Here is a 25,071-nt window from a genome sequence, read left to right as displayed (position 1 = left end):
CTATGACTAGAACACGGCTTCATCGACACTAAATTTCATAGTCGTAAAACCAACACGAACCCAAGCAAAGGCAAATATCCCCGCGGGGTAGCCTCCCCACCGCACAAAGCAACGGGATGCACGCCTGATGCATACGGCACACACACCGCCACGCGCACCATTGGGATGGCTTTACGACACAACTCGATCCCGTTCTATATGGACGCGGAAAGGAACACAGTACATTATGTGGCAGCAAGTCTACGACCCGCTGAACTCGAGCGCACTCTCCGCACTCGTGGCAGCAGTCCCGATTATTTTCTTCCTTCTGGGCCTCACCGTCCTGAAGCTCAGCGGTATTAAATCTGCCGTCATCTCCCTGGCGCTCGCACTCGTTATCGGTTGCGCTATCTTCGGCATGCCCGTCACCGCAGGTGCAGGCTCCATCCTCTACGGTTTCCTCTCGGGCATGTGGCCCATCGGCTGGATCGTCCTCATGGCAGTGTGGCTCTACCGCATTTCCGTGCGTTCCGGCGGCTTCGAGATCGTTCGCTCTTCCATCTCCTCCATCTCTACCGACCAGCGCATCCAGATGCTGCTGATCGCGTTCTGCTTCGGCGGCTTCCTCGAAGGTGCTGCAGGCTTCGGTATCCCGATCGCTATCTGTGCTGCGTTGCTCGTGTCCCTGGGCTTCAACCCGCTCAAGGCCGCAATGTTCGCACTGATTGCTAACGTGAGCTCCGGCGCATACGGCGCTATCGGCATCCCCGTGACCACCGCTGCAACCCGCGGTGGCGTGGACTTGCACGCACTGTCCATCGAAATGGTCCTGGTTATCCAGATCATGGCAGCGCTCATCCCCGTACTGCTCGTTGCTATTCAGGATGGCATCCGCGGTATCCGCGAGGTCGGTCTGGTAGCTCTCATGGTTGGCCTGATCTACTCCGGCGGCCAGTCCGTTCTGCTCGCAGCCCTGGGTAACCCCGAGCTGGTCGACATCATCCCGCCGCTGCTGGCACTGGTCGCTCTGGCACTGGTTATGCAGAAGTGGCAGCCCAAGCACATCTTCCGTGAGCCCACCGCTCCCTCCCTGGAAGAAGTTCAGGCTCAGCAGAGCGTCAAGCACACCGGTAGTGAAATCCTCAAGGCATGGAGCCCCTTCGTCTACCTGTCCGTCGTGATTCTGCTCTGGTCCACCGCTCTGAAGCCCGTCTTCGCTGCTAAGGGCGCGCTCGGCTTCACCAACATTACGTTCTCCCTGCCCTGGCTGCACCAGAGCATCTCGCAGGCAGCACCGATTGTTGCAACTCCCAAGCCTATCGACGTGACCTACACCTGGAACATTGTGGGCGCATCCGGTACCGCAATTCTGGTGGCTACCATCATCACCATCCTGACCTCCAAGATTAGCTGGGGCGAGGCTATCGAGGAACTCGGCGCAACCTGGAAGCAGCTGCAGACCCCGATCCTCATGATCTGCCTGGTCATGTCCGTTGCTAACGTCATGAACTACGCGGGTATGATTACCTCCATCGCACTGGCTGTTGCCGCTGTGGGTGCTATCTTCCCGCTGCTGTCCCCGATCATCGGTTGGATTGGCGTGTTCGTGACCGGCTCCGTGGTGAACAACAACATCCTCTTCGCTGGCCTGCAGGCTACCACCGCACAGCAGATTGGCGTCAGCCAGACCCTGCTGGTTGCATCTAACACCGCCGGTGGTGTGATGGCGAAGATTGTTTCCCCGCAGTCCATCGCAATTGCAGCGGCTGCTGTGAACAGCTCCGGCGAGGAATCCAAGATTACCTCCATGGCGATCAAGTACAGTGCAGCACTGCTGGCTATCACCTGTGTTTGGGTTTACGTCCTGTCCCTGGTCGGCCTGTAAACAGTGTGAGTACCTGATGCGTGTAACCTACCTTCTCTGAAAGGTGAGGTACCCGCGACACGGTTTAGCAAAAGCCCCCTTCTTTTGTAGGAGGGGGCTTTTACGTTATTTGGGCTTGTTAGGGGGCATGTGGTGGGATTCCTAGCTGATGGCTCGAGGGGGGTGGTTAGGGGCAAATACCGGGGAGTGTAAATATGCACATAAGTATCGTTTGTGCACACTTAAGGTTATCCTATCCTGAACTCATGAGGGAGACCTGATAGCTTAGACAGATAAAGTCATGAGCACCTAGTTAGCGGGAATAATCCCGCTTTCTTTCAGTTAAAACCAGGGAACAACTTCAGCCCCTGGGAACTGATGACCATAACGCTTCACCGATGGGTCACTCCGCCACATAGCGGAGGAACCCATCGGTTTTATGCGGCCTAGCGCTTCCATACAGCACAGGAGCCGTATCGGAAGAAGCAACCGCAACAAAACGCACAGACCGAAAGGACCACCCGCCCTATGTGGCAGCAAACCTACGACCCGCTGAACTCACCGGTGCTCTCCGCACTGGTCGCAGCAGTACCCATCATCCTCTTCCTGTTGGGCCTGACCGTCCTGAAACTCAGCGGCCTCAAGTCAGCACTGCTGACCCTCGGCACCACCCTCATCATCGGCTGCGCCGTCTTCGGCCTGCCCATCACCGCAGGTGCCGGCTCCATCCTCTCCGGCTTCCTCTCGGGCGCATGGCCCATCGGCTGGATCGTGCTCATGGCGGTGTGGCTCTACCGTATCGCCGTACGCGCCGGTAACTTCGACATCGTGCGCTCCTCCGTCTCTTCCATCTCGAACGACCAGCGCATCCAGGTGCTACTGATTGCCTTCTGCTTCGGCGGTTTCATCGAAGGCGCGGCAGGCTTCGGCATCCCGATCGCTATCTCTGCTGCACTGCTGGTATCTCTGGGTTTCAACCCCCTCAAGGCATCCATGCTGGCGCTGGTAGCCAACGCCGCGTCCGGCGCATACGGTGCTATCGGTATCCCCGTGACCACCGCAGCTAAGGTCGGCGGCCTGGACACCGCACACCTGTCCGCAGGCATGGTACCGGTACTGCAGATTTTCGTGGCAATCGTGCCGGTGCTGATGATCGCAATCCAGGACGGTATGCGCGGCATCCGCGAAGTCGGTCTCGTAGCGCTCATGACCGGCGTGATCTTCTCCGGCGGTCAGGCAGCTATCCTGATACTGCTCGGCTCGCCCGAACTGGTCGACATCATCCCGCCGCTGCTGTCCCTGGTAGCGCTGGCACTCGTCATGCGTTCCTGGCAGCCCAAGCACATTTACCGTGAACCTACCGCTCCCAGCCTCGAAGAAGTTCAGGCGCAGCAGGGCGTCAAGCACACCGGCGCTGAGATTGTTAAGGCGTGGAGCCCCTTCATCTTCCTCTCCGCAACCATCCTGCTCTGGTCCACCGCGCTCAAGCCCGTGTTCGCAACCACCGGTCCGCTTGGTGCCGCAACCCTGGCGTTCCCCATCCCCGGCATTCACGAAGCCATCACCACCGGTGCCGGCAAGACCGTGACCGCGATGTTCTCCTGGAACACCCTGGGCGCATCCGGCACCGCAATTCTGGTGGCGGCACTCATCACCATCCTGACCTCGAAGATCAGCTGGGGCGAAGCCTTTGAAGAACTCGGCGGTACCTGGAACCAGCTGAAGATGCCGATCCTCATGATCTGCCTGGTCATGTCCGTCGCAAACGTCATGAACTATGCCGGTATGACCACCTCCATCGCTCTGGCGCTCGCGGCAGCCGGCCCGGTCTTCCCTCTGCTGTCCCCGATCATCGGTTGGATTGGCGTGTTCGTGACCGGCTCCGTGACGAACGCTAACGTGCTCTTCGCGGGTCTGCAGTCCACCACCGCAGCCCAGATTGCTGTTGACCCGACCCTGCTCGTGGCCGCAAACACCGCCGGTGGCGTGATGGGCAAGATCGTCTCCCCGCAGTCCATCGCGATTGCGGCGGCGGCTGTGAACAGTGCCGGCGAGGAATCGAAGATTACCTCCATGTCCATTAAGTACAGCGCTATTCTGCTGGGCCTGGTCTGCGTCTGGTCCTTTGCTCTCTCACTCATGATGGGCTAAAGGCCAATACCGGATTCGGCGTAACCCCGCGTAAGAAACCCCTCGATGAGAACCCTGCAATTTTCTCTGCAGACGACGAATCGAGGGGTTCTACGCATATTCAGGGAAGTTCCGATAAGCCCGGAAGAAGCGTAGAATTACTTCTTGTGCTTGCTCCCGCATGATTCTGAACATCACCACAGGTTGTGCTCCAGAATAAAGAACGGGCAGGTGCCTCATAGAACACCTACTGCTTAAGGAGAAATAATGCAGGCACTCGCAACGGTCACCACCGTTTTTGCCTTCGTAGCAATCGCTATTCACGTGTACATCTGGATCATCGAATCCTTCCTCTGGACTAAGCCCAAGGGCCGCGAAACCTTCGGCATGACCGAAGAATTCGCCGAATCCACCAAGGAGATGGCAGCAAACCAGGGCCTGTACAACCTGATGCTCGCCTGGATTGCCGCAACCGGTCTACTTGCCTTCTGGTTCGGCTCCCCGCAGGTCGGCGTGGCACTCATGTTCGCAGGCCTGGGCTCTATGGCAATCGCAGGTATCTACCTGTTCCTCACCTCCCCGGCAAAGCGCAAGCCCGCGCTAATCCAGCTGACCCCGCCGCTGCTGTCCCTGATTTTCCTCTTTGTAACGATCTAATCCTGTGACGATCTAATTCAGAGCGGAACCTCTCAACGTATAGAAGCCGCGTGCTTACTTTAACGAAGTAACACGCGGCTTTTCTACGCCCTTGGAGGCGAGCACGCCAAGCGAGTTAGGCAAAGAGCCCCGAACAGCCTCGCCGATGCGAGTCCACCAGGTGCGCATCCACCATACCGACCGCGCACATGAGCGCATAAGCGGTCACCGGCCCCAAGAACACGCCTCCTAGAGTTTTAAAAGATTTGGCAAGAAGCGCGGACTCAGGGGTATCGGTGGGAATATCGTTCTGGGTGAGCGGTGCGATAGTCTCGCTCGGCGCAAAGGACCACAGCCACGCCGGCAGCCCACCCGGTACATGCGTGCCGTCGGATAGGGTGCGCTCGCGCATCCGTTCCAGATCCTCGAAGCTCAGGGTGCGAACCCGACGGCGGCGAGTGTCTGCCGCCTCGCTGCTATCCTCTTTGGCCGGGGTAGAAGAGGGCGCGATAAGGGGAAGATGAATATCCTCCGCGGAGGCGTCACGCGGCGTGGCGGCAAGCTCACGCATCCGAAGGGTCAGCCGTGCGTTGGAGATGACCGCGCGAATCTTCCGCTCGTTACGGATAATGTCTTCGTTCTGGAGGAGTCTCGCAACATCCTGGTCGGTGAACGCAGCCACGCGTTCGGGATCGAAGCCTTCAAAAGCGTGACGAAATGCCTCGCGGCGGGCAAGAATCGTTCGCCAAGAGAGTCCCACCTGAAAAGACTCGAGGCTCAGGGCTTCGAAGAGTCCCCGCTCATCGGTGACGGGCATGCCCCATTCGGTGTCGTAGTAGTCGCGCAGAAGCTCATCGGTCACCCACGTGGGGTAGTTCGGGGTGTTTTCGAGGGGCTTGGCGGGAATGTTAGGTTGCGAGGTCACGGTTTCTCCTCTCTGAGATTGCTGAGCCGATCCGAGTGTTTCGGAATCATGTTCTACTTAAACAGTAGCTCTTCTATGATTGAGTCGCAACTATATTCGATTTTGTGTCGTGTTGCAGAGCATCGAAACCGAAAACAGGTACGAAAAAGGGCGGGATACGCATCCGATGCATACCCTATCCCGTCATGAGCTTCGAAGACTAGCCGGCAGGCGCTAGAAGAGCCGCGCCTCCCGCACCTCTTCCGGCTCCTCCAAATCAAGGAGGAATTGTTTACGCTCAACACCGCCGGCATAACCGGTGAGGCTTCCATCGGCACCAATAACGCGGTGACAAGGAATCATAATGGAAATTTTGTTACGGCCAACCGCCTGACCCACCGCCTGCGCGGGGGCACCGGGGCCGACCGCTCGCGAAATATCACCGTAGGTCGTGGTGTACCCAGCAGGAACAGTCTTCAGATGCTCCCATACAATCAGCTGAAAATCGGTGCCCTCAGGATCTAGGGGCAACGTAAAAGAAGTGCGCTTGCGCTCAAAGTACTCGGAGAGCTCCACCTCAGCGCGGGACAGCAGCTGCGCCGCAGCATACTCATCGGCTGGCTCTTCACCTTCTGCAGCGCCGTGCTCCCGTAGGTAGGTGACGGGATTCTCGATTAGTTCACCGAGCTCATGGGGGAGCGGAAAATGCGCCTGGTCCTCGTACCAAATGCCGACAAGCGCATCCGCACGGGTGGCGATGTAGAGCGTGCCCACGGGGCTTGCATAGCGCGTGTACCAGCGCGAGAGCGCTTCCGGCGGCTGCGGCGAATCGGTCGCTTTGGTCATGCTCTTCCTCGTAGGCTCGTGGGCGTGTACTGCAGATGATGTATAGGGGTAAATACCCCTTTCAACCATCATAGGGGAGGCGCGCCTCCGTACCGTACCCGCGGCGGGTTTTGTCTATAACTAACCGCTACGAGATATACACATCGCCGGTTACGCCTCTCACGAGGTCCCGCCAATTTTGATTGAGCCCCAAGAGCTGGCATTCTGTGAAGTACACACCGATACACCGCAATTCAATACTCCGGCTTCTCCACCCCGCACCGGGTGGGGGATGACCTGTGTTTCTCGTACCCCAACGTTGGGTTCAACGACGACTGAAATTGCAAGGAGAAACATGGAAGACCTGAAAGACCTCCGCCGGGAACTCAAGGAAAACCCGGAGAGTCGAGAGCTCAATAACCGTTACGCGCAGGCGTGCCTCAACATCGCGAAAGAATACACCGTTATGTCCCAGGGGCATATCTTTATTTGCTCGCCCTCAGATTTTGAAGCCGTACAGTACGTCATGGCCAAAATCCCTGACGCTTCGCTTCTAGACGGCGAAACTCTGGAGGAATACAAACGCCTGGACAGAGCCGTTACCCAAGCTCGTATAAATAGAGGTAGGCCCGGTAGCATGATGGGCATTTACTATGCCCTCATCCTTTTTATAGTGATGCCCATAATGGCGGTACCAATCATTGCGCTGTGGGAACTCAGCGCGGGGAGCACCTCAGACCACACCCGCAACCCGAGCTTCCTCATTTACCTGATTCCGGTCGCTCTCATTACCGCTGCGCTCCTCTGGGTTGGGTGGCTTGTTGAACGAATCCCCGGCTGGAAATATAACGCTCTGATAGTCCAGGAGAATAAAAAGGCAGAACTAGCCAGAGCCGAAGCTGAAGCGCGTCAAAGTACTGACCCGACCGCTGAGAAATAATCTTGAGTGCAGGGCCGGCCTCTGCCCCTGACCATAACGTAAATGTGCCGCCTCACCGGTATTGGTGAGGCGGCACATTTATGCTGTCTAGGGGATAAGAAGCTCGCTACTTAGCGGCTACTCCATCAGCGTTGCCCTCCGTGTGGTGCAGATGCGGCAGGTGAGTCGAATGCAGGTCGTGACCGAGCACATCGTGCGCATCCGGGTCCTCGTTCGGGAGCACGTGCGAGTACTTGGAGTAGTAGCGGTACAGTGCGTAGGCGCCAATCACAGTCAGTACGATAGCAACGCCCAGAGCCCACGGTACAGCTGCGGGAGAATACATGACAGAGAAGAGCACCAACAGCCAGGAGAGAGCAGCTGCAAGAACCGAAACGTTCATAGCAATAATTGCAAGCTTGCGGCGACGGACATCAACCATAATCGGTGCGGGAAACCCGCTCCCTCCTTCCAACGGAGCCTCTCTCCGTTCTCACGACCACCGGAAGGTGCCAGATGCTTAACTAACCGCCATCTTCGGCGACCAGAATAGAATCAAGAAGCCTATATATCTATGATACGGCGCTTGAAGTGGACATCAAAGGCAAACAAACGCTGTTAGACCAACCCCACACAACATGTAAACGGGTATCTCAACAAGGGGCATAAAACCAGTGATTTTTACAGCGAGAACTGCAACACGAAAAGCGAACCCCACTCATCGTTAATGCAGAGAACCTAGTAACAAGAGATAAAAGTCCGTCCGCCGCGGTACGTGAAGCACCACAGCGGACGGGAACGTAAATAAAGTATCAGCGCGAATCGTCGACTCCTGTCAGGACAGCGCATGAATATGTCGCGTACGCGTCCTGTGCGGTACTGACACCTCACGAACAACACCGCGCCAGGTGACCGGCGGAAGATACCGAATTTACAAAAACCAACGGTACCCCAGCACTAATTTTTGTAGAAATTACGCCGCAATAAACGCTGAATTGAGCGTCATAAAACAGCGAAAAGCCCCGGCTGCTTCAACCCCATAGCGGGGGAGAAGCAGCCGGGGCGTCGCTAGTACGCGGGCCGTGCCGTTAGGCAACGGGTGCTGTGATTAGGCGGTCGGAACGTCCTCGTCAACCCACTCGAGGGTGCGGGAGACAGCCTTCTTCCACAGGCGGTACTGGCGGTCAACCTCTGCGGGCTCCATGGAGGGCAGCCAGCGCTTGTCCTCAGCCCAGTTGTCCACAACGTCCTGCTCGCCGCTCCAGAAACCAACAGCGATACCTGCAGCGTATGCTGCGCCCAGAGCGGTGGTCTCAACAACCTTCGGGCGGATTACGGGAACGCCGAGGATGTCAGCCTGGAACTGCATGAGGAACTCGTTAGCGGTCATGCCGCCGTCCACGCGCAACTCGGAGAGCTCAACACCGGAGTCAGCGTTCATTGCGTCCAGAACCTCGCGGGTCTGGAATGCGGTTGCTTCCAGCGCCGCACGCACGATGTGTGCACGGTTCACGTAGCGGGTCAGACCAACGATGACGCCGCGAGCGTCGGAACGCCAGTGAGGTGCGAACAGGCCGGAGAATGCGGGAACAACGTAGCAGCCGCCGGAGTCCTTGACGGAGGTGGCCAGTTCCTCAGACTCTGCAGCGTGCTCAATCATGCGCAGGTTGTCGCGCAGCCACTGGATCAGGGAGCCGCTCATTGCGACCGAGCCTTCCAGAGCGTAGACGGGTGCTGCATCGCCAATCTTGTATGCGACGGTGGTCAGCAGACCATTGTTGGAGAAGACGGGCTCGTTGCCGGTGTTCATGAGCATGAAGTTACCGGTACCGTAGGTGTTCTTCGCCATGCCCTTCTCGAAGCAAGCCTGACCGAAGGTTGCAGCCTGCTGGTCGCCGAGGATACCCGCGATGGGGGTGCCGCTGAGCAGACCGGTTGCGCGACCGAAGCCGTACACCTCGGAGGAGGACTTGATCTCGGGCAGCATGCTCATGGGGATACCCATATCTGCAGCAATCTGCGGATCCCATTCGAGGGTGCGGATGTCCATCAGCAGGGTGCGGGATGCGTTGGTTACGTCGGTGACGTGCACGCCGCCGTCAACACCACCGGTCAGGTTCCAGACCAGCCAGGTGTCGGTGTTGCCGAAGAGCAGGTCGCCGCGTTCTGCGCGCTCGCGTGCGCCTTCAACGTTGTCCAGGATCCACTTGATCTTGGGGCCGGAGAAGTAGGTAGAGAGGTTCAGGCCGACGATGTCGTGGTACTTGCCAACGCCCTCTTCGCCTGCGAGCTCTTCAACGATTTCCTGGGTGCGGGTGTCCTGCCAGACGATTGCGTTGTAGACGGGCTCACCGGTGTTCTTGTCCCACACGACGGTGGTTTCGCGCTGGTTGGTGATGCCGACTGCAGCGATTTCGTGGTGGTTGACTTCGCCGTTTGCCATAGCCATTGCTACGACCTTACGGACGTTCTGCCAAATTTCGGTTGCGTTGTGCTCGACCCAGCCGGCCTTGGGGAAGATCTGCTCGTGCTCGAGCTGGCCTTGAGCCACGTTCTCGCCCGCCTTGTTGAACAGGATCGCGCGGGAGCTGGTGGTGCCCTGGTCGATGGAGAGGATGTACTTGCGCTCGACGTTGAGGGTTGCGGAGTGCAGAGAAGTCGTCATTGATTTTTCCTTAGAACAAAAGAACGGGGGGGGGTATTAGAGAGGTTTAGAGGGGCAGAACTGCCGGAACGATCAGGCCTGCGAGGATAGCGCCGATGATTGGGCCAACAACCGGAACCCATGCGTAAGACCAGTTGGAACCGGTCTTACCGGGGATGGGCAGGAAGGTGTAGGCGATACGGGGGCCGAGGTCACGTGCGGGGTTGATAGCGCAACCGGTTGCGCCACCGAGGTTCATACTGATGGATACAACGACCAGGGCAACAGCCAGGGGGCCGAGCTCGCTGGGGGTCTTACCGGATGCGATGATCCAGCCAATCAGGACGAAGGTACCGATAATCTCGGTGAGCAAGTTCCAGCCGTAGGACTTGATGGCGGGGCCGGTTGCGAAGATGCCGAGGCGGTCGCCCGGGTCCTCATCGAAGTGCTTCTTGTAGGTGAGGTACGCTCCGGTTGCGCCGGCCATTGCGCCGAGCATCTGAGCGACGATGTACAGGGCAATGTTGCCGGGGGTTGCGGGAACGCCGGTTGCCAGGTCGCGGCCTGCGGTTGCCAGGCCAACGGTCACAGCGGGGTTCATGTGTGCACCGGAATGGAAGGAGAGGTACACGGCGGTGAACACTGCCAGACCCCATCCGAAGGTGATAACACCCCAGCCTGCGTCCTTAGCGTAGGACTTCTTGAGGGTCACTGCGGCACATACGCCGGCACCGAGCAGAATCATGATGAAGGTGCCGAAGAACTCGGAAGCGAAGATTCCGAGGGTGGTGGGGGCGCCGGATGCATCCACGAGAGCGGAAGAGCCGGCTGCAAGTACAGTTCCTGCGGAAGCAAGAAGAGACATTGATGCTCCTTGAAGACGAAGCGTCTGGAAGGCAAGCGAACCTTTGCTTGCGCATTCCCGTGCGTCCTCACCGCACGAGCGGATCGGGGCACAACGCTGTGCTGAAATGTGTAGCGGTTGCTACGAAAATTTGATAGATGTTTCTGGTTGAGAAGCAGATCGTACCAGTGAGCTAACCCTGTATTTAGCGCTCTGCTTCTTTGTGCTGGGGTTTATTGTAAACGGCTATTTAACCGTCCGTCCACCCCTCACCGAGAAATATGAGATAGCCCATGTTCGGTGAGGGGCGAACGGTTGGTTCGTACCAAATAATCGGTTACGAAAGGTGTGCGAAAGCTCTAAGGATTAGAGCTTCACGCGGGGTGCCACGGGGGTGACAGCCTCAATCTTTGCCGATGCTTCAGCGTCGGTGGAGGTGGACTCTGCCTCGCGGATTGCTGCAACGCGTGCTGCGTAGAGGTCGAGTTCTTCCTTGACCTTCTTGTCGTCCCAGCCGAGCTCGGAACGCATGATGTCGAGGATTTCCTCTGCTGCTGCCAGGCCGCGGTCGCGCTGCTCGAGGTCGAGGCGTACGCGGCGGACCAGCACGTCCTCCAGGTGCAGTGCACCTTCGTAGCGGACAGCGAAGACGACGTCTGCACGCAGGAACTGGGGTGCCTTAGCCAGGGGAGCGCCGAGGGAAGGATCAGCGTCGATGAGGGCGCCGAGGTCCTCAATCTGTGCGCCGTAACGCTCGAGCAGGTGGGTGATGCGGTCCTCATCCCAGCCGTAACGCTCTGCGTAGCGTGCACGGTTAGCAGCGATTGCGTGGTAGCCGTCTGCGCCGACCAGGCCGATGGTTGCGGTCACGGAGGGGTTCTGCTTAGCCTGCTCGCCCAGTGCGAAGTCGACAGCGTCGGCAGCCATGACACGGTAGGTGGTGAGCTTGCCGCCTGCGATTGCGCTCATGCCGGGGGCAACCTCGGTCACGGTGTGCTCGCGGGAAACCTTGGTGGATGCTGCGCCGTCCTTGACCTTGGGCTGCAGCAGCGGGCGCAGGCCGGTGTAGGTGCCGATGATATCCTCGCGGGTCAGCGGGTTAGCGATCAGCTTGTTAGCCTGCATCAGCACGTAGTCGATGTCCTTGCTGGTTGCGACGGGGCGCTCGCGGTCCTCGGAGTAGGGGGTGTCGGTGGTGCCGATGATCCAGTAACGCTGCCAGGGGATGATGAAGAGAACGGACTTCTCGGTCTTGGTGAAGATACCGCTGGTTGCGTTGATGCGGTCGCGGGGAACCACGATGTGGATACCCTTGGATGCCAGAACCTCCAGGCCTGCATCGGGGTTAGCCAGGGACTCGGACTCTTCGGTCCACACGCCGGTTGCGTTGATGACGTGCTTTGCGCGTACGTTCAGGCGCTCACCGGTCTCCAGGTCTGCCAGCTCTGCGCCGATGACGCGGCCGGATGCGTCCTTGGTGAAGCCGACAACCTGGGTGCGGGATGCAGCCAGTGCGCCGTAGCCTGCAGCGGTGCGGACGACGTCGATGACGAGGCGTGCGTCGTCAACGCGTGCGTCGTAGAACTGGATTGCGCCGCTGAATGCGGAGTCCTTGATGTCGGGGAAGACGGTCTTGGTGCCGGTCTTGGTGAAGTGACGCTGGGAGGGGACGCCCTTGTTGCCGCGGGAACCGAGGAATGCGAGGGTGTCGTACATGCCGATGCCGATTGCGGAGTATGCGCGCTCGATGACGGGCATCTTCAGGGGCCACAGGAAGGGCTGTGCGTGCACCAGATGGGGTGCGATCTTGTTCAGCAGCAGGCCGCGCTCGGTCAGTGCTTCGGTCACGAGCTTGAAGTCGAGGTTGTAGAGGTAGCGCAGGCCGCCGTGAACGAGCTTGGAGGACCATGCGCTGGTGCCTGCAGCCCAGTCGCCTGCTTCGACGATACCGGTGCGCAGACCGCGGGTTGCTGCGTCGAGGGCAATGCCTGCACCGGTGATGCCGCCGCCGACGACCAAGATGTCGAGTTCTTCGTTGACCATGCTCTTGAGCGCCTTGGCGCGGGACTCGGCGGTCAGCTGAGACTGCTGTGCAATGTGCTGGGAGCTCATGTACTGCTCTTTCCTGTATTGCCGCTTGTGCGGCGTGGGGGTTTCATCTTGCATTTAGTAAAACCCAATGGTGAAATAATAACCAAGCAGTATGAACGGATTTTCACTGGGGGTCTGTGGCAGATGAACGAACGCGCTAACCATACCTACGAGGCAGCGCAGCTTTACTACATTCACAACATGACGATGGACGCTATCGCGGCCCGTCTGGGGGTCTCTCGAGCCACTGTGTCACGTCTGCTTAAAAGTGCTCGTGAAAGCGGCATGGTGCAGATCCGTCTAGATGATTCCTTCCGTGCCCGCAGCGAGCTTGAGCGCCGCATCGGTGAGCGCTATAAGGTGCGCGTTACTCTCGTGAATGTCCGTTCGGATGCTACCCCCATTGCCCGTATGAGTCAGGTATCCCGTACCGCGGCGGCTCTCCTTGATTCCCTGATTGATAATGGAACGAGCCTGGGTGTGGCGTGGGGTTCAACGATGACTGAGATTTCTCGTCATCTGCCGCGTCGTCCTCTGAAAGGCGTGACTGTCGTGCAGATGAACGGCGCCGGTAATGCGCACCATTCGGGTATTCCGTACTTGGGTTCCTTGCTGGGGCAGTTGGTGAATGCCTATGATGCGCAGACTATCCATTTTCCGGTTCCCGCGTTCTTTGACTATGCGGACACCAAGACCGCCATGTGGCGTGAGCGTAGCGTGCAGAAGAATCTGCATGCCCAGCAGAATGTTGACCTCGCTATTTTTGGCGTGGGTGCTTTTGGTGGACCTATTCCTTCTCACGTGTATTCGGGTGGCTATTTTGAGGTGCAGGAGCAGCGTCAGCTGCGTGAGCTGGGCGTTGTGGGGGATATGTGCACGATTCTTCTGCGTGAGGACGGCTCGTGGGCTGATCTTGAGTTGAATAAGCGTGCGTCCGGTCCGACTCCGAAGGAGCTGGCTCGTATTCCGCGCCGTATTTGCGTTGCGTCCGGTACTCACCGTGTGCGTGCTTTGCGCGGCGCGTTGCGTACGGGTGCGATTACTGACTTGGTTCTTGATGATGCCCTGGCAAAGGCGCTCATGGAGAAATAGCTAAAAATAATCGCCGCGGGCATGAGGGCCCGTGAGTATGAAGGTCCGTGGTGATGGGTTAAAGGGGCACCTTGATCTGAAAGGGTAGTGCTGAGGGGTTTCCTGGTGAAGCTCTCAAGCGCCGCCTGAACAATGTTTCAAGGTGCCCTTTAGTGTCGTCAAAAACTGCTTTCTGACCCTACAATGTGAAACGTTTGCGCATGTGAAAGCGCATATTTGTGCACTCCATTGAAGGTGTGCGCCACTCACCGTTAGAAAGAACCAACCATGACCCCCACCTATAACGCCCAGGTGAATCCGCACCTGGGCGCACCCGGCATTACCACCATGCACGGTGATGCCCAGTCTTCCGATGCTACTCCTCTTGCCGGTCCCGGCGCAGGCAATTGGAAGATTACCGGCACGAAGCTCGGCGGCGCCTGCCCGACGATCCTTGCCGGACGCGACGGCTTCATTCAGGTGCTCTGCACTCAGGTCTTCGCCCACGGCGAGTTCATCACCCCGAAGCTCTCTATCCTTGACCCGCATACCGGCCGCGAGCTCTCCCACTTGGACATCCCGAAGGGCGCACTGCTCGGTGGCGTGTACGCCTACCTTGACGCGCAGGACCGCATGGTTCTGGTGGATGGCTCTCAGTGCCTGTTGCGCCTCTCCCACTCTGCTGACGGTCGCAGCATCCGAGTTGATGAGCGTATTGACCTGAGCCGCATGCTCGCGCAGAGTGCCAACGATGCTGTGGTTGGCCTGGTACCCGACTGGTCCGGGCGCATTTGGGTTGCGACGAAGAACGGCTACATTGCGGTGATTGATTCTGCCCGCGGCACGATTCGCTCGATGCGCCTGAATAAGGCGTCGATTGCGGGTGAGCGTATCGATAACTCGATTTCGGCGTGCCCGCAGGGCGTGAGTGTGGTGACCTCCCACGCTATTTATATGCTGAACGCTACCGCAACCGGTGCGCCCACCCTCAAGTGGTGGCATGCGTACGATCGAGGTAGCGCCCGCAAGCCCGGTAAGCTCGCGTGGGGTTCCGGCGCCTCCCCGACGTTCTTTGGCCCGAACGGTTCGGATTACGTGATGCTGACCGATAACTCTGATATTCAGGAATCGGTCATTGTGTACCGCACCGATAACGGTGCGAAGGTCGGTAGCGCCGGCCTGTTTACTGCCGGTACCTCTGGCACTGAGAATTCTATGATTGGTGTGGGTAACACGATGGTCGGTGCAAGCACCTACGGCTACCCCTACCCGAAGTACCCGGAGGGTGCCGGCCCGTCGGTTCCTGCGAACGCGCTTTTTGCTCCCGGTATGGAGCGTTGGGATATTACCGACCGCGGTCTGCGTAAGATTTGGGACCGTAAGGACGTGTACTCTTCGGCTGTTCCTCGCTATTCCACCGCTGACGGTCTAATTTACACCTGTGAGCGTCGCCGCGGTCCGGCTGGTTTGGCGAATGGCGCTTACGCCTGGGCTGTCGCGCTGGACATGAAAACCGGTAAGACGATGCACGAGCAGCGTCTGCCTCAGCATGTGAGCCTGCTGCTTGGCGGTGGTGACACCCTGCAGATGGTGGGCACGATTGACCGTTACGGCACCTGGTGGCAGGGCACGATTAGCGGCGTGTACCGTATCGCGAAGGCATAAGGGGAGTAGAAAATGACTAAGAATAATCTGATGAATGCTTCTCGCCGTACCGCGTTGAAGGTTGCGGGTGCTTCGGCTGCCCTGGTGGCTGGCGGCGTGAGCGCTGCGGAGGCGGCAACTCGTTCGGGCGGTAAGCGCGCTCGCGTGACCCCTGTGACCCAGCGCCCTGGTGGACAGCGTGGCGGGCAGCGCGGTCAGCACGGTGGTGGACAGCACGGTGGCGCGGCGAGTTCTGCGCTGGTGCAGGTGCCGATGCGCTATAACGAGTCGTGCATCCGCCTAGAGTTGAAGGCTGCTAACGGTGTGCAGGCTGTGTCTTTGCAGAGTCAGCCGGCGCGTACTGTTGCTTTCCGGAATCTGCCGACTCGCCTGAGCATTATTAATGAGGGCAATTCGACGCTGCCGGTGGGTACTCGCCTGATGGTGCGTGCTCGCGCGCAGGACCCGAAGACTGGTTTGTTGTTGAATCCAGCGGTGACTCTTCGTGTTACCTCGGGGCAGGCGGTGCTACCTTCGGGTAGCCTGGGTGCTTCAGCCCTGGTGGCTCCTGTGGATGCTCTGAATCTTGATGCGGTGCGCCGTAGCGAGCAGACCGGTCAAGCTGGTGCCGGCAGCGAGAACGTTCTGGAGTTGCGTACTGCTATTCCTCGCGGTCACCGCTTGGATGTTCAGCTGAATTATCAGGTGGCTTCGGATGTTGCCGGTTCTGCGTTGAAGCAGGTTCATGTGAGCGCTGTGCTGGATATGGCGGCAGCTGGTTTGTCATCTTCGTTCTACGAGGTGCAGAGCTCGGCTGTGGTTGCTTCGCTGAACTAGCAGTTGGGCTGACCCTGTGAAGGATAGGCACGGCGGGGGAATGGCTCCGTTGTGTGTTTTTATACCTTATATATAGGCGCCTGTTCAAAAAGGTATGTTGAAAGGTCGGAGTCGTTCCTGGGAACGGCCCCGACCTTTGCATTGTCTAGTCTGCTGGCGTGGCTGGCAGTTAATTTTTCTTATGCGGTTTCGCTCCTGTCGTGTTCGCCGAATGCAACCTGCACCGCGTGGTGCAGTGCTTCGCGCACCATGGCGATGGCGGGGTTGGCGGCGGACTCTCGGCGTACGGCGGTAAAGATTTTGCGGCAGGGCTTGCCGGGTAGCTCGACGATGCGTAGCCCCTCGGTGGTGGAGAGGGAGGAGAGGATGAAGCCGGGCACGATGGTGACGGCGAATCCTGCTTTGACGAGGTTGGAGTTCGTAATCATGTCATTGGCGCTGTAACGGATGACCGGCTCGAATCCTGCGGTGCGGCACTGGTTGAGCGCCCAGCTGCGGGAGGTGTTCTGTTCCATTTCGAGAACCCAGGGCAGTGCGTGCGCCTCCTCGATTGAGGTGATGGTGGAGGTGCTGGGCACAATCAGGCTGAGCGGGTCTTCGGTGAGTAGTTCGGAGTGCAGTTCGGGGTATTCGGGGATGTGGTGGTGCGGGTAGGCTTCGGAGAGCACCATGTCGTATTCGCGGCTTCGAGTCAGGGAGGTTCCGGTTTCGGGGTCGATTTGCAGTACCTGCAGGGTGAGTGAGGGTGCGTGTTCGGTAAGGTAGCTGAGGGTTTCCGGTAGCAGTGCGAAGGCTGCGGACTGGAAGATGGCGAGGCGGACCATGCCTGCGGGTTCGCCGGTGAGGTTGGCGACGGAGGTTTGCATGCGGTCGAGTTCGCGCAGGATGCTGCGGGCGCTGTCGACGATGATGAGTCCGGCGCTGGTGAGCTGTACACGCCTGCCGATGCGCTGCAAAAGCGGGGTGCCGGTTTCTTTTTCGAGGGTGGCAATCTGCTGGGAGACGGCGGAGGGGGTGAGGCTGAGTGCTTCGGCTGCGGCGATGACGGTGCCGCGTTCTTGGATTTCGAGGAGCATTTGCATACGTCGGATGTCGTAGATGGACATATTTTCCTCCCTGGTGCACTCGGCATTGCGCTGGCTGTGGCTGCCACCGTATTCCATGGTGCGTCTCTCATCGTGGACTCTTGTATATGGTACCGCGCAGGCTTCCGGCCGGCTCTTTTTGAGACGCCTGAAATGGGGTGCCGGCATGTTGGCTTGTGTAGCGAGTATTTTCGTGCTGAATGTGACGATTCTTGGGGTTGAAGATGCTTTTGGGACTGGTTTTGAAGTGTTCGTCTGTTACGAAGTGGGTTCGATATTTGCGCTCTGAAAGTGCTAGCCTGAGAGAGATGGATAGCGATGTCGCTACAAACTTCACCTTGTCTCTTCGAACAGGAGGTTCGGAGGGGGCGCGGGGTGAAAACCTCACCGCACAATCATTAAGAAAATCTAAATGAATTTTGGAAAAAACATTCAGTTTTTCTAATGAGGTATTTATTACCCTTTTGTGGTGAAATAGAGACATCGCCAAACGTGGTGTGTACCGCACACAGTAAGATAGTTAGGAGTCAAGGATGACCCATCCTTTCGCATCTGAGCACTACCAGAAGATGGCTCTGGAAGCTCGTCAGCTTGTTCGCCAGTGGGTAAATGAGTCCCAGTCGATCAAGCCCACCTTCGCAGCTGAGCAGCTCGCCGGTGTTCTGAAGGACCCCAATGGTCTTCCCTTCACCGTCGGCTTTGTTGATGGCGTTATTCGCCCCGAAGACGACAACGTCTCCGGCCGCAACCTCTCCCGCATTTCCGGCCTGGCACCTTCCTTCCTGCCCTGGTACATGAAGTCCGCTGTTGGCTTCGGTGGCAAGCTGGCTGGCAAGGTCGCATGGCCCACCGTTCCCGTTGCACGCCGCGTGCTGCGCGAGATGGTTGGTCACCTGATCGTCGACGCTTCCGAGGAGAAGCTGGGCGACGCAATTGCAGAGCTGACCAAGACCGGTAACCGCCTGAACGTCAACCTGCTCGGTGAGGCAGTTCTGGGTGACAAGGAAGCAGAGCACCGCCTGGCTGAGACCAAGCGCCTGCTGGCACGTGACGACGTTGACTACGTCTCCATCAAGGTGTCCGCTGTTTCCGGCCCCCACCAGCACTGGGCATTCGACGAGGTCGTTGAGACCGCTGTTCGCCGCCTGACCCCGCTGTACGAGCTGGCTGCATCCACCTCCCCCAAGAAGTTCATCAACCTGGACATGGAGGAATACAAGGACCTGGACCTCACCATTGAGGTGTTCACCAAGATTCTGGACCAGCCCCACCTGAAGGACCTGGAAGCCGGTATCGTGCTCCAGGCATACCTGCCCGACACCCTGGCTGCAATGCAGCACCTGCAGGAGTGGTCCGCAAAGCGCGTTGCTGCTGGCGGCGCAGGCATCAAGGTTCGCCTGGTTAAGGGTGCAAACCTCTCCATGGAAATCGTGGAAGCTGTTATGCACGGCTGGCCGCTGACCACCTGGGACACCAAGCAGGCTGCTGACACCAACTACAAGCGCGTTCTGGACTACGCACTGCGCCCCGAGCACGTGAAGAACGTTCGCCTCGGTATTGCAGGTCACAACCTCTTCGACGTTGCTTTCGCACTGCTGCTGTCCGAGGACCGCGGCGTGAAGGACCGCGTCGAGTTCGAGATGCTGATTGGTATGGCTGAGCAGCAGGCAGAGATCATCCGCCGTCGCGTTGGCCACCTGCTGCTGTACGTGCCCGTCGTGAACCCCAAGGAATTCGACGTTGCTATCGCATACCTGATCCGTCGTCTCGAGGAGAACGCTTCCTCCGAGAACTTCATGTCCGGTATCTTCGACCTGGCAACCGACGAGTCCATCTTCAAGCGCGAAGAGGACCGCTTCATGCGTGCGCTGAACTCCGTCACCGACGAGGTTCCCGCATCCAAGCGCACCCAGAACCGTCTGACCGAGAACGAGGACAACGTCTTCGTACCGGCAGGCCGCTTCGAGAACACCCCCGACACCGACCCTGCACTCTCCGGTAACCGCGAGTGGGGCCGCGCAATCCTCGAGCGTTCCAAGACCACCAAGCTGGGCATCGAAACCCTCAAGGCTAACGAGCTGACCAGCGAAGCTGACGCTGAGAAGCTGATCAAGGAAACTGAGGAAGCTGGTAAGGCATGGGGCAAGCTCTCCGGCCACGAGCGTGCAGAGATTCTGCGCAAGGTCGGTAAGGCTATCGCACTGCGCCGCGGTGACCTGCTGGAGGTTATGGCAGCTGAGGCTGGCAAGACCCTGGAGCAGGGCGACACCGAGGTCTCCGAGGCAATCGACTTCGCATACTACTACGCAATGCTGGCTGAGGACCTCGAGAAGATCGACGGCGCAAAGCCCAAGTCTGTTGACCTGACCCTGGTTGTTCCCCCGTGGAACTTCCCGACCGCTATTCCCGCCGGTGGTGTTCTGGCTGGTCTGGCTGCAGGTTCTGCTGTCATCTTCAAGCCCGCAACCATCACCGCTCGCACCGGTGCCCTGATCGCAGAGATCATGTGGGATGCAGGCGTTCCCAAGGAAGTTCTGAAGCTCGTCAAGGTTGTTGACCGCGCTGCAGGTAAGCTGCTCATCTCGCACCCCGAGGTTGACCGCCTGATCCTGACCGGTGGTTACGAGACCGCTGAGCTCTTCCGCTCCTGGCGTGATGACCTGCCCCTGTTCGGTGAGACCTCGGGTAAGAACTCCATCATCGTCACCCCGAACGCTGACATCGACCTCGCCGTCAAGGACGTCGTCTACTCGGCATTCGGTCACGCAGGTCAGAAGTGCTCCGCTGGTTCGACCGTCATCCTGGTTGGCTCCGTTGCACAGTCCGAGCGTTTCCGTCGTCAGCTGATTGACTCTGTCAGCTCCCTGCACGTGGCACACCCGCAGGACATCGAGTCCGAGATGGGCCCCGTTGTTCAGAAGCCGGAAGAGAAGCTGCTGCGCGGTCTGACCACCCTCGGCCCGGGCGAGCGCTGGCTCATCCAGCCCAAGGAACTGGACGAGACCGGTCGCCTGTGGAGCCCCGGTGTTCGCGAAGGCGTCAAGCCCGGTTCCGAGTACCACATGACCGAATACTTCGGCCCCATCCTGGGCATCATGACCGCTGACACCCTGGAAGAGGCAATCGAGCTGCAGAACGCACCCGATTACGGCCTGACCGCAGGTCTGCACTCGCTGGATGCTGACGAGCTCGAGCTGTGGCTCTCCAAGGTCCAGGCAGGTAACCTGTACGTCAACCGTGCAATTACCGGTGCAATCGTTCAGCGTCAGCCCTTCGGCGGTTGGAAGAAGTCCACCGTTGGCTCCGGTACCAAGGCTGGTGGCCCCAGCTACCTGATCGCTCTGTCCGATTGGGAGCCCGCACAGGCAACCGCAACCGCTGTCACCCAGTCCGTGACCGTCCGCGAGACCCTGGCTACCATCGAGAACTCCGAGCTGGGCAAGCGCGAGGACTTCGCATTCATCAAGCGCGGTGTCTCCTCTGACGCACACGCTTGGGACACCGAGTTCGGCTTCGGCCACGATCCCTCGAAGCTGGGCGTGGAGCGCAACATCCTGCGCTACGTACCCACCCAGGTTCTGGTTCGTGCAGACGAGTCCGCATCCGCAGCAGAGACCCTGCGCGTTGTGCTCGCCGGTCTGGCAGCTAACGCACCGGTTGCTCTGTCCGTCGGTAAGGACCTGCCGGTCGACGTCCGTGGCGTCCTCGAGAACAAGGGCATCAAGTACGAAGTCAAGTCGGACGCTCAGTTCCGCGAGTACCTGGCTTCGAACGCTAAGACCCCGGTTCGCGCACTGGCTGGTACCCCGCTGGAAGGCACCCGTATCCGCTACATCGGTAACGATGAGAAGTCCCTCTACACCGCACTGGGTGGTCGCCCGGACGTTGCAGTGTACTTCGCACCCGTCACCGAGGCTGGCCGTATCGAGATGCTGCCCTTCCTCCGCGAGCAGGCTGTTTCGATTACCGCACACCGTTTCGGTAACCCGAACCGCTTCTCCGAGCGCGTCATTTCTTCCCGCTAAGGCGCTGTGAGAGTTTAGCTCTCTAGCCTAAGGCTCAGGGCCCTGCACCATCATGGTGTGGGGCCCTGAGCCTTTTGGTGTGTCTGATGGCTCCCTGCTGGAGGTGAGTAATAGGGGTGCTTCTAGGGCCTTGGGAAGGGGCGCTTGTTGAGCGGTTAGATAGGATAAGGAAAATATAGTGTCATAGAAGTGGTACGGGGGTGTTTGGACGTGCCCCGCGTTACTTCTTATGTGATAATTGGTGTAGGACGTTCCGTCATCCCACATACGGAACGACACCGTGCGCGGGACGGTCCGCGCTACGCAAGAACACACTGAAAGGACACCGCTGCTATGAGCAACGTTCCCGCAGAACTCTCGTACACTTCTGAGCACGAGTGGGTTTCCGCTCTCACCGCCGAGGGCACCGTACGTGTTGGTATTACCGACCACGCTCAGGATGCACTGGGTGACGTCGTCTACGTCGACCTTCCCTCTGTCGGCGATTCTGTAGCTGCTGAGGATAGCTTCGGTGAGATTGAGTCCACCAAGTCTGTCTCTGATCTTTTCGCTCCCATTGCGGGCGAGATTGTCGCAGTGAACGAGGGCCTGGAGGATGACCCCGCACTGGTTAACTCCGATCCCTACGGCGAGGGCTGGATCATTGAGATTCGCCCCGAGAACGCTGATGACCTGGCTAACCTGCTGGATGCAGAGGCGTACAAGGCTGAGCTGGCTAAGCTCTAAGTCGATAGTCTAGCTCGATAGACTCTATAGCTCTGGCGTCCCTCGTGTTAAGAGGTACGTACTGATGAAACGGCGAGACCGATTGGTCTCGCCGTTTTTCTTTTAAAATGCACACAAACGCAAATAGTTGGGCGCATTTAAGGTTCGTCTTGAAGGTGTAGGAATTCACTAAAGGGGCTTGAAGGATGACTAAACCCCTAGTGGGAGCCTCTTTCAAGTTAAATGTGATGAAAACTTCAACTATCGCGAGAAGATAAAATTTTCCTCGTAAAGCAGTCCAATATGAGATATATGTGTTCGAAGTATTGGAATTTTGCTAAAATTGGTACTGTCTCTACTGATTAATGTTTGATTGTGTGGCTATTTTTGGGTTCAAAAAGCCCCTGAAAAGGGCGAACTAAATAGCAAAATGCCTTGTGAGGCTATAAGATTGTCTCGAAGGTTTGCGGTTTATCATTTCGTGATAAACAACTAAACTTATCTATCACACTCTCAACACTAAGCAAAGATGTTCGGCACGGAGCGAGACCCCCGACCGGGGGAACGAGCCACTCACTCAAATTTCGGCTCGTATCGACATCGTCTGAACAAGTACCCGAAAGACATAGATGACCTCACGCATCGATGAGAACCTCACTAACGCTGAGGTTCAACTAGAGGACGTGGAGAACGGCGGCTCTGACCGTAACCCGCGTGACGTTAAGAGCCGGACCATTGGTCAGGTTCTTAGCCAGCTTGACCTGGAGTTCCCCGGAATTAGTGCATCCAAGATCCGCTTCCTGGAGGAGCGCGGTCTCGTGCACCCCAGCCGTACCGAAACCGGTTACCGCAAGTACTCCCAGACGGATATTGAGCGCCTGCGCTACATCCTCACCATGCAGCGCGACCACTACATGCCGCTCAAGGTAATCCGTCAGCACCTGGAGGACATGGAAGCCGGTCGCGTACTGAACTCCATGCCTGCCACCGTAAGCGAAGACGTGCTAGACACCGTCCTTGGCCCGAACGAGCAGGAAGGTCGCACCTACACTCTCCGCGAGCTGGCAGAATACGCTAACACCACCCCCGAACTGATTCGCGAGCTGATTGACTTTGGACTGCTCGAAGACGGGTCGGATGTGGAGTACACCGATTACGATGTGCTGATTGCCCGCGTTAGTGCAGAACTGACCCAGCACGGCATTCAGCCTCGTCACCTGCGCGCATTCAAGTCAGCGGCAGACCGCGAAATTTCCCTCGTGGAAATTGCGGTGGCTCCGCTGGCATCACGCCGCGACGCAGCCTCTCAGGCTCAGGCGCAGGAACGAGCCGACAAGATCCGCAAGTTGTGCTTGCAGCTGCACGCAACTCTGGTCGAATCGGCGATGCCTACCTACGAGTAGGCGCACGAAGACGCAGACTACCGGACAGTCTGCCGCTCGTAAACCCTCAGCGGTTCTACCACACCCCAAACGGGGATTTCCCTCGGGAAACACCACTGACCACGGTGATTCCCTCTATAGTCCCTACCCCTTACCAACGGGTAGCGGCCTCTAGACTTGGACGAAGCCGACGCTGGCACGCTCGGAATTTCTACCCCTTCGTCCAACACGAAGAGCTTTCTCACCAGGGGGCTCCCGGCCTGCCAAGGCTGTTCACTCAACTCAGCTGTAAATGCGTACGGACTGCTCCGTACGCATTTACTTTTTAAACTCCCCTGTGGGATGGATACCCAGAAAAAGCGAGGAGAATAGCGGGGGAGGAGCACCCCCACAGGGCGTTAAAGAGGTACGAATGAATCTGAAAAGATCATTCGCTTCGGTGGGTTCAATTTTAAGTAGAGCCCTCTATCAGTTAAAATAGATTGAACAACCGCGCCTATCGCGCATCGGTCGCACTATCGAATCGTGTTCTACGAACCGAATAGTCGAGCCAATGTGTAGTATTGAAAACCGCGTAGCTAACCTCGCAGAGGGAAGCCACGCGAATCATAGATGCAGATTCTAAGGCCTAGCCCTAGAATCTCACCCCGAAAATCGGGGCTACACCGGAACGAAGTCGACCACATTTGATAGGGCGCGGTGAATCGCATTAAACGGGTTAACGAAAAGGAGGGACCGTGCTAGAGCAGCAGGTAGCCGAAAATGCAGGCGAGGCCGCAGGCACCCATGAGGCACCCCAGGGCTTCGACCAGCCCCTGGATGGCTTCGACACCCTCTTCCCCGTAGCGCCGCCTCCGCGTGGTGAACAGGGCGTACTCTTTACCGACCCGGTCTCTGTCGTCGAGGAAAACCTCGGCTACCGCGGCGCCATCGCCTGCAAGGCAGCCGGCATCACCTACCGCCAGCTCGACTACTGGGCACGCACCGACCTGGTCGTACCCACCGTGCGTGGAGCCTCCGGATCCGGTACCCAGCGCCTCTATAGCTTCCGCGACGTGCTCGTGCTCAAGATTGTGAAGCGACTGCTCGACACCGGCGTGTCCCTGCAGCAGATCCGTACCTCCATCGAGCATCTGCGTACCCGCGGCATTGACGACCTGGCGAACATCACCCTCATGAGTGACGGCACCACCGTCTACGAATGCACCTCCCCGAGCGAGGTCATTGACCTGGTTCAGGCAGGTCAGGGCGTCTTCGGCATCGCTATCGGTCGCGTCTGGCGCGAAATCGAAATGAACCTCAACGGCCAGCCCGGCGAAGAGATGCACGAAAACTTCGAAGGCGACGAACTCGCCGCCCGCCGTGCCCGCCGCGCACAGGCATAAAGCACAGGCCTAAACCACGCATCTTGAATCTGCCCGCGCTCACTACCTACCCGGTGGCGAGCGCGGGCAGAAGTTTTAAACCCGAGGGAACATTCAATGCT

18 protein-coding genes are annotated in these 25,071 nt (G+C 58.4%); 11 read left to right on the top strand and 7 right to left on the bottom strand.

From position 1 onward, the window contains the following. The first annotated feature begins 226 nt into the window (after nt 1-226). The 3 genes from HMPREF2749_RS00245 (at nt 227) to HMPREF2749_RS00235 (ending at nt 4,630) form a co-directional block, all read left to right on the top strand. Nucleotides 227-1,864, top strand: coding sequence for an L-lactate permease (locus HMPREF2749_RS00245; protein WP_070592930.1), 1,638 nt, complete (start codon nt 227-229; stop codon nt 1,862-1,864). Nucleotides 1,865-2,371: 507 nt separating this feature from the next. Beyond that, complete coding sequence (locus HMPREF2749_RS00240; protein ID WP_070592928.1) at nt 2,372-3,994, top strand: L-lactate permease; 1,623 nt, start codon at nt 2,372-2,374, stop codon at nt 3,992-3,994. 246 nt (nt 3,995-4,240) lie between these two features. Next, nucleotides 4,241-4,630 carry a DUF1304 domain-containing protein gene (locus HMPREF2749_RS00235; RefSeq protein ID WP_049337517.1) on the top strand — a complete coding sequence of 130 codons (390 nt, stop codon included), beginning with the start codon at nt 4,241-4,243 and terminating at the stop codon, nt 4,628-4,630. Nucleotides 4,631-4,745: 115 nt separating this feature from the next. Here the strand turns inward: HMPREF2749_RS00235 and HMPREF2749_RS00230 are convergent, their stop codons facing one another. Both HMPREF2749_RS00230 and HMPREF2749_RS00225 read right to left on the bottom strand, forming a co-directional pair. Next, a complete protein-coding gene (locus tag HMPREF2749_RS00230; protein ID WP_049345288.1) occupies nt 4,746-5,534 on the bottom strand; it encodes a DNA-3-methyladenine glycosylase I in 789 nt (262 codons plus the stop codon). Between the two features lie 213 nt (nt 5,535-5,747). Beyond that, a complete protein-coding gene (locus tag HMPREF2749_RS00225; protein WP_049345282.1) occupies nt 5,748-6,359 on the bottom strand; it encodes a methylated-DNA--[protein]-cysteine S-methyltransferase in 612 nt (203 codons plus the stop codon). A 334-nt stretch (nt 6,360-6,693) separates the two neighbouring features. Here HMPREF2749_RS00225 and HMPREF2749_RS00220 point away from each other — a divergent pair, with 334 nt between their 5' ends. Continuing rightward, nucleotides 6,694-7,278, top strand: coding sequence for a hypothetical protein (locus HMPREF2749_RS00220; protein ID WP_049340782.1), 585 nt, complete (start codon nt 6,694-6,696; stop codon nt 7,276-7,278). 106 nt (nt 7,279-7,384) lie between these two features. Here HMPREF2749_RS00220 and HMPREF2749_RS00215 read toward each other — a convergent pair whose 3' ends face one another. The 4 genes from HMPREF2749_RS00215 to HMPREF2749_RS00200 all read right to left on the bottom strand — a co-directional run bounded on the left by HMPREF2749_RS00215 (nt 7,385) and on the right by HMPREF2749_RS00200 (nt 12,857). Continuing rightward, nucleotides 7,385-7,699, bottom strand: a complete 315-nt coding sequence (locus tag HMPREF2749_RS00215; protein ID WP_239662207.1) for an N-acyl-D-glutamate deacylase — start codon at nt 7,697-7,699, stop codon at nt 7,385-7,387. A 666-nt stretch (nt 7,700-8,365) separates the two neighbouring features. Beyond that, a complete protein-coding gene (gene glpK, locus HMPREF2749_RS00210) occupies nt 8,366-9,922 on the bottom strand; it encodes a glycerol kinase GlpK (protein ID WP_049350376.1) in 1,557 nt (518 codons plus the stop codon). A gap of 46 nt (nt 9,923-9,968) precedes the next feature. Continuing rightward, entirely contained in the window at nt 9,969-10,766 is a 798-nt protein-coding gene (locus HMPREF2749_RS00205; RefSeq protein ID WP_070592926.1) for an MIP/aquaporin family protein, read from the bottom strand. A 345-nt stretch (nt 10,767-11,111) separates the two neighbouring features. Continuing rightward, entirely contained in the window at nt 11,112-12,857 is a 1,746-nt protein-coding gene (locus HMPREF2749_RS00200) for a glycerol-3-phosphate dehydrogenase/oxidase (RefSeq protein WP_070592924.1), read from the bottom strand. A gap of 123 nt (nt 12,858-12,980) precedes the next feature. Here HMPREF2749_RS00200 and HMPREF2749_RS00195 point away from each other — a divergent pair, with 123 nt between their 5' ends. The 3 genes from HMPREF2749_RS00195 (at nt 12,981) to HMPREF2749_RS00185 (ending at nt 16,388) form a co-directional block, all read left to right on the top strand. Further along, nucleotides 12,981-13,928: a sugar-binding transcriptional regulator gene (locus tag HMPREF2749_RS00195; RefSeq protein WP_049359844.1), complete on the top strand. Its 948-nt coding sequence runs from the start codon at nt 12,981-12,983 to the stop codon at nt 13,926-13,928. Between the two features lie 267 nt (nt 13,929-14,195). Next, a complete protein-coding gene (locus HMPREF2749_RS00190; RefSeq protein ID WP_070592922.1) occupies nt 14,196-15,572 on the top strand; it encodes a 6-pyruvoyl tetrahydrobiopterin synthase in 1,377 nt (458 codons plus the stop codon). Nucleotides 15,573-15,584: 12 nt separating this feature from the next. After that, on the top strand, nt 15,585-16,388 hold the full coding sequence (locus tag HMPREF2749_RS00185; protein WP_049337532.1) for a hypothetical protein: 804 nt from the start codon (nt 15,585-15,587) through the stop codon (nt 16,386-16,388). Between the two features lie 179 nt (nt 16,389-16,567). Here HMPREF2749_RS00185 and HMPREF2749_RS00180 read toward each other — a convergent pair whose 3' ends face one another. Continuing rightward, entirely contained in the window at nt 16,568-17,494 is a 927-nt protein-coding gene (locus HMPREF2749_RS00180; protein WP_049337534.1) for a LysR family transcriptional regulator, read from the bottom strand. 512 nt (nt 17,495-18,006) lie between these two features. On the opposite strand from HMPREF2749_RS00180, the gene HMPREF2749_RS00175 reads away from it, so the two are divergent. From HMPREF2749_RS00175 to HMPREF2749_RS00160, 4 genes are all read left to right on the top strand, one after another. Next, entirely contained in the window at nt 18,007-21,498 is a 3,492-nt protein-coding gene (locus tag HMPREF2749_RS00175) for a bifunctional proline dehydrogenase/L-glutamate gamma-semialdehyde dehydrogenase (RefSeq protein ID WP_049359854.1), read from the top strand. 333 nt (nt 21,499-21,831) lie between these two features. Continuing rightward, a complete protein-coding gene (gene gcvH / locus HMPREF2749_RS00170; protein ID WP_005507722.1) occupies nt 21,832-22,224 on the top strand; it encodes a glycine cleavage system protein GcvH in 393 nt (130 codons plus the stop codon). 608 nt (nt 22,225-22,832) lie between these two features. Continuing rightward, nucleotides 22,833-23,606, top strand: a complete 774-nt coding sequence (locus HMPREF2749_RS00165; protein WP_049337539.1) for a transcriptional regulator FtsR — start codon at nt 22,833-22,835, stop codon at nt 23,604-23,606. 716 nt (nt 23,607-24,322) lie between these two features. Continuing rightward, nucleotides 24,323-24,970, top strand: coding sequence for a MerR family transcriptional regulator (locus HMPREF2749_RS00160; protein WP_070592920.1), 648 nt, complete (start codon nt 24,323-24,325; stop codon nt 24,968-24,970). Nucleotides 24,971-25,071: the final 101 nt, after the last annotated feature.

The sequence above is a fragment of the Rothia sp. HMSC075F09 genome (genome assembly GCF_001810515.1).
Classification (GTDB): Bacteria; Actinomycetota; Actinomycetes; order Actinomycetales; family Micrococcaceae; genus Rothia.
This window is presented reverse-complemented; position numbering and strand designations above follow the sequence as displayed.

What these genes read in the sequence shown, in the direction of transcription:
- HMPREF2749_RS00245 (WP_070592930.1), top strand. Translation starts at nt 227, where the DNA reads ATGTGGCAGCAAGTCTACGACCCGCTGAACTCGAGCGCACTCTCCGCA.
- HMPREF2749_RS00240 (WP_070592928.1), top strand. Translation starts at nt 2,372, where the DNA reads ATGTGGCAGCAAACCTACGACCCGCTGAACTCACCGGTGCTCTCCGCA.
- HMPREF2749_RS00235 (WP_049337517.1), top strand. Translation starts at nt 4,241, where the DNA reads ATGCAGGCACTCGCAACGGTCACCACCGTTTTTGCCTTCGTAGCAATC.
- HMPREF2749_RS00225 (WP_049345282.1), bottom strand. Translation starts at nt 6,359, where the DNA reads ATGACCAAAGCGACCGATTCGCCGCAGCCGCCGGAAGCGCTCTCGCGC.
- HMPREF2749_RS00220 (WP_049340782.1), top strand. Translation starts at nt 6,694, where the DNA reads ATGGAAGACCTGAAAGACCTCCGCCGGGAACTCAAGGAAAACCCGGAG.
- HMPREF2749_RS00215 (WP_239662207.1), bottom strand. Translation starts at nt 7,699, where the DNA reads ATGGTTGATGTCCGTCGCCGCAAGCTTGCAATTATTGCTATGAACGTT.
- glpK (WP_049350376.1), bottom strand. Translation starts at nt 9,922, where the DNA reads ATGACGACTTCTCTGCACTCCGCAACCCTCAACGTCGAGCGCAAGTAC.
- HMPREF2749_RS00205 (WP_070592926.1), bottom strand. Translation starts at nt 10,766, where the DNA reads ATGTCTCTTCTTGCTTCCGCAGGAACTGTACTTGCAGCCGGCTCTTCC.
- HMPREF2749_RS00200 (WP_070592924.1), bottom strand. Translation starts at nt 12,857, where the DNA reads ATGAGCTCCCAGCACATTGCACAGCAGTCTCAGCTGACCGCCGAGTCC.
- HMPREF2749_RS00195 (WP_049359844.1), top strand. Translation starts at nt 12,981, where the DNA reads ATGAACGAACGCGCTAACCATACCTACGAGGCAGCGCAGCTTTACTAC.
- HMPREF2749_RS00190 (WP_070592922.1), top strand. Translation starts at nt 14,196, where the DNA reads ATGACCCCCACCTATAACGCCCAGGTGAATCCGCACCTGGGCGCACCC.
- HMPREF2749_RS00185 (WP_049337532.1), top strand. Translation starts at nt 15,585, where the DNA reads ATGACTAAGAATAATCTGATGAATGCTTCTCGCCGTACCGCGTTGAAG.
- HMPREF2749_RS00180 (WP_049337534.1), bottom strand. Translation starts at nt 17,494, where the DNA reads ATGTCCATCTACGACATCCGACGTATGCAAATGCTCCTCGAAATCCAA.
- HMPREF2749_RS00175 (WP_049359854.1), top strand. Translation starts at nt 18,007, where the DNA reads ATGACCCATCCTTTCGCATCTGAGCACTACCAGAAGATGGCTCTGGAA.
- gcvH (WP_005507722.1), top strand. Translation starts at nt 21,832, where the DNA reads ATGAGCAACGTTCCCGCAGAACTCTCGTACACTTCTGAGCACGAGTGG.
- HMPREF2749_RS00165 (WP_049337539.1), top strand. Translation starts at nt 22,833, where the DNA reads ATGACCTCACGCATCGATGAGAACCTCACTAACGCTGAGGTTCAACTA.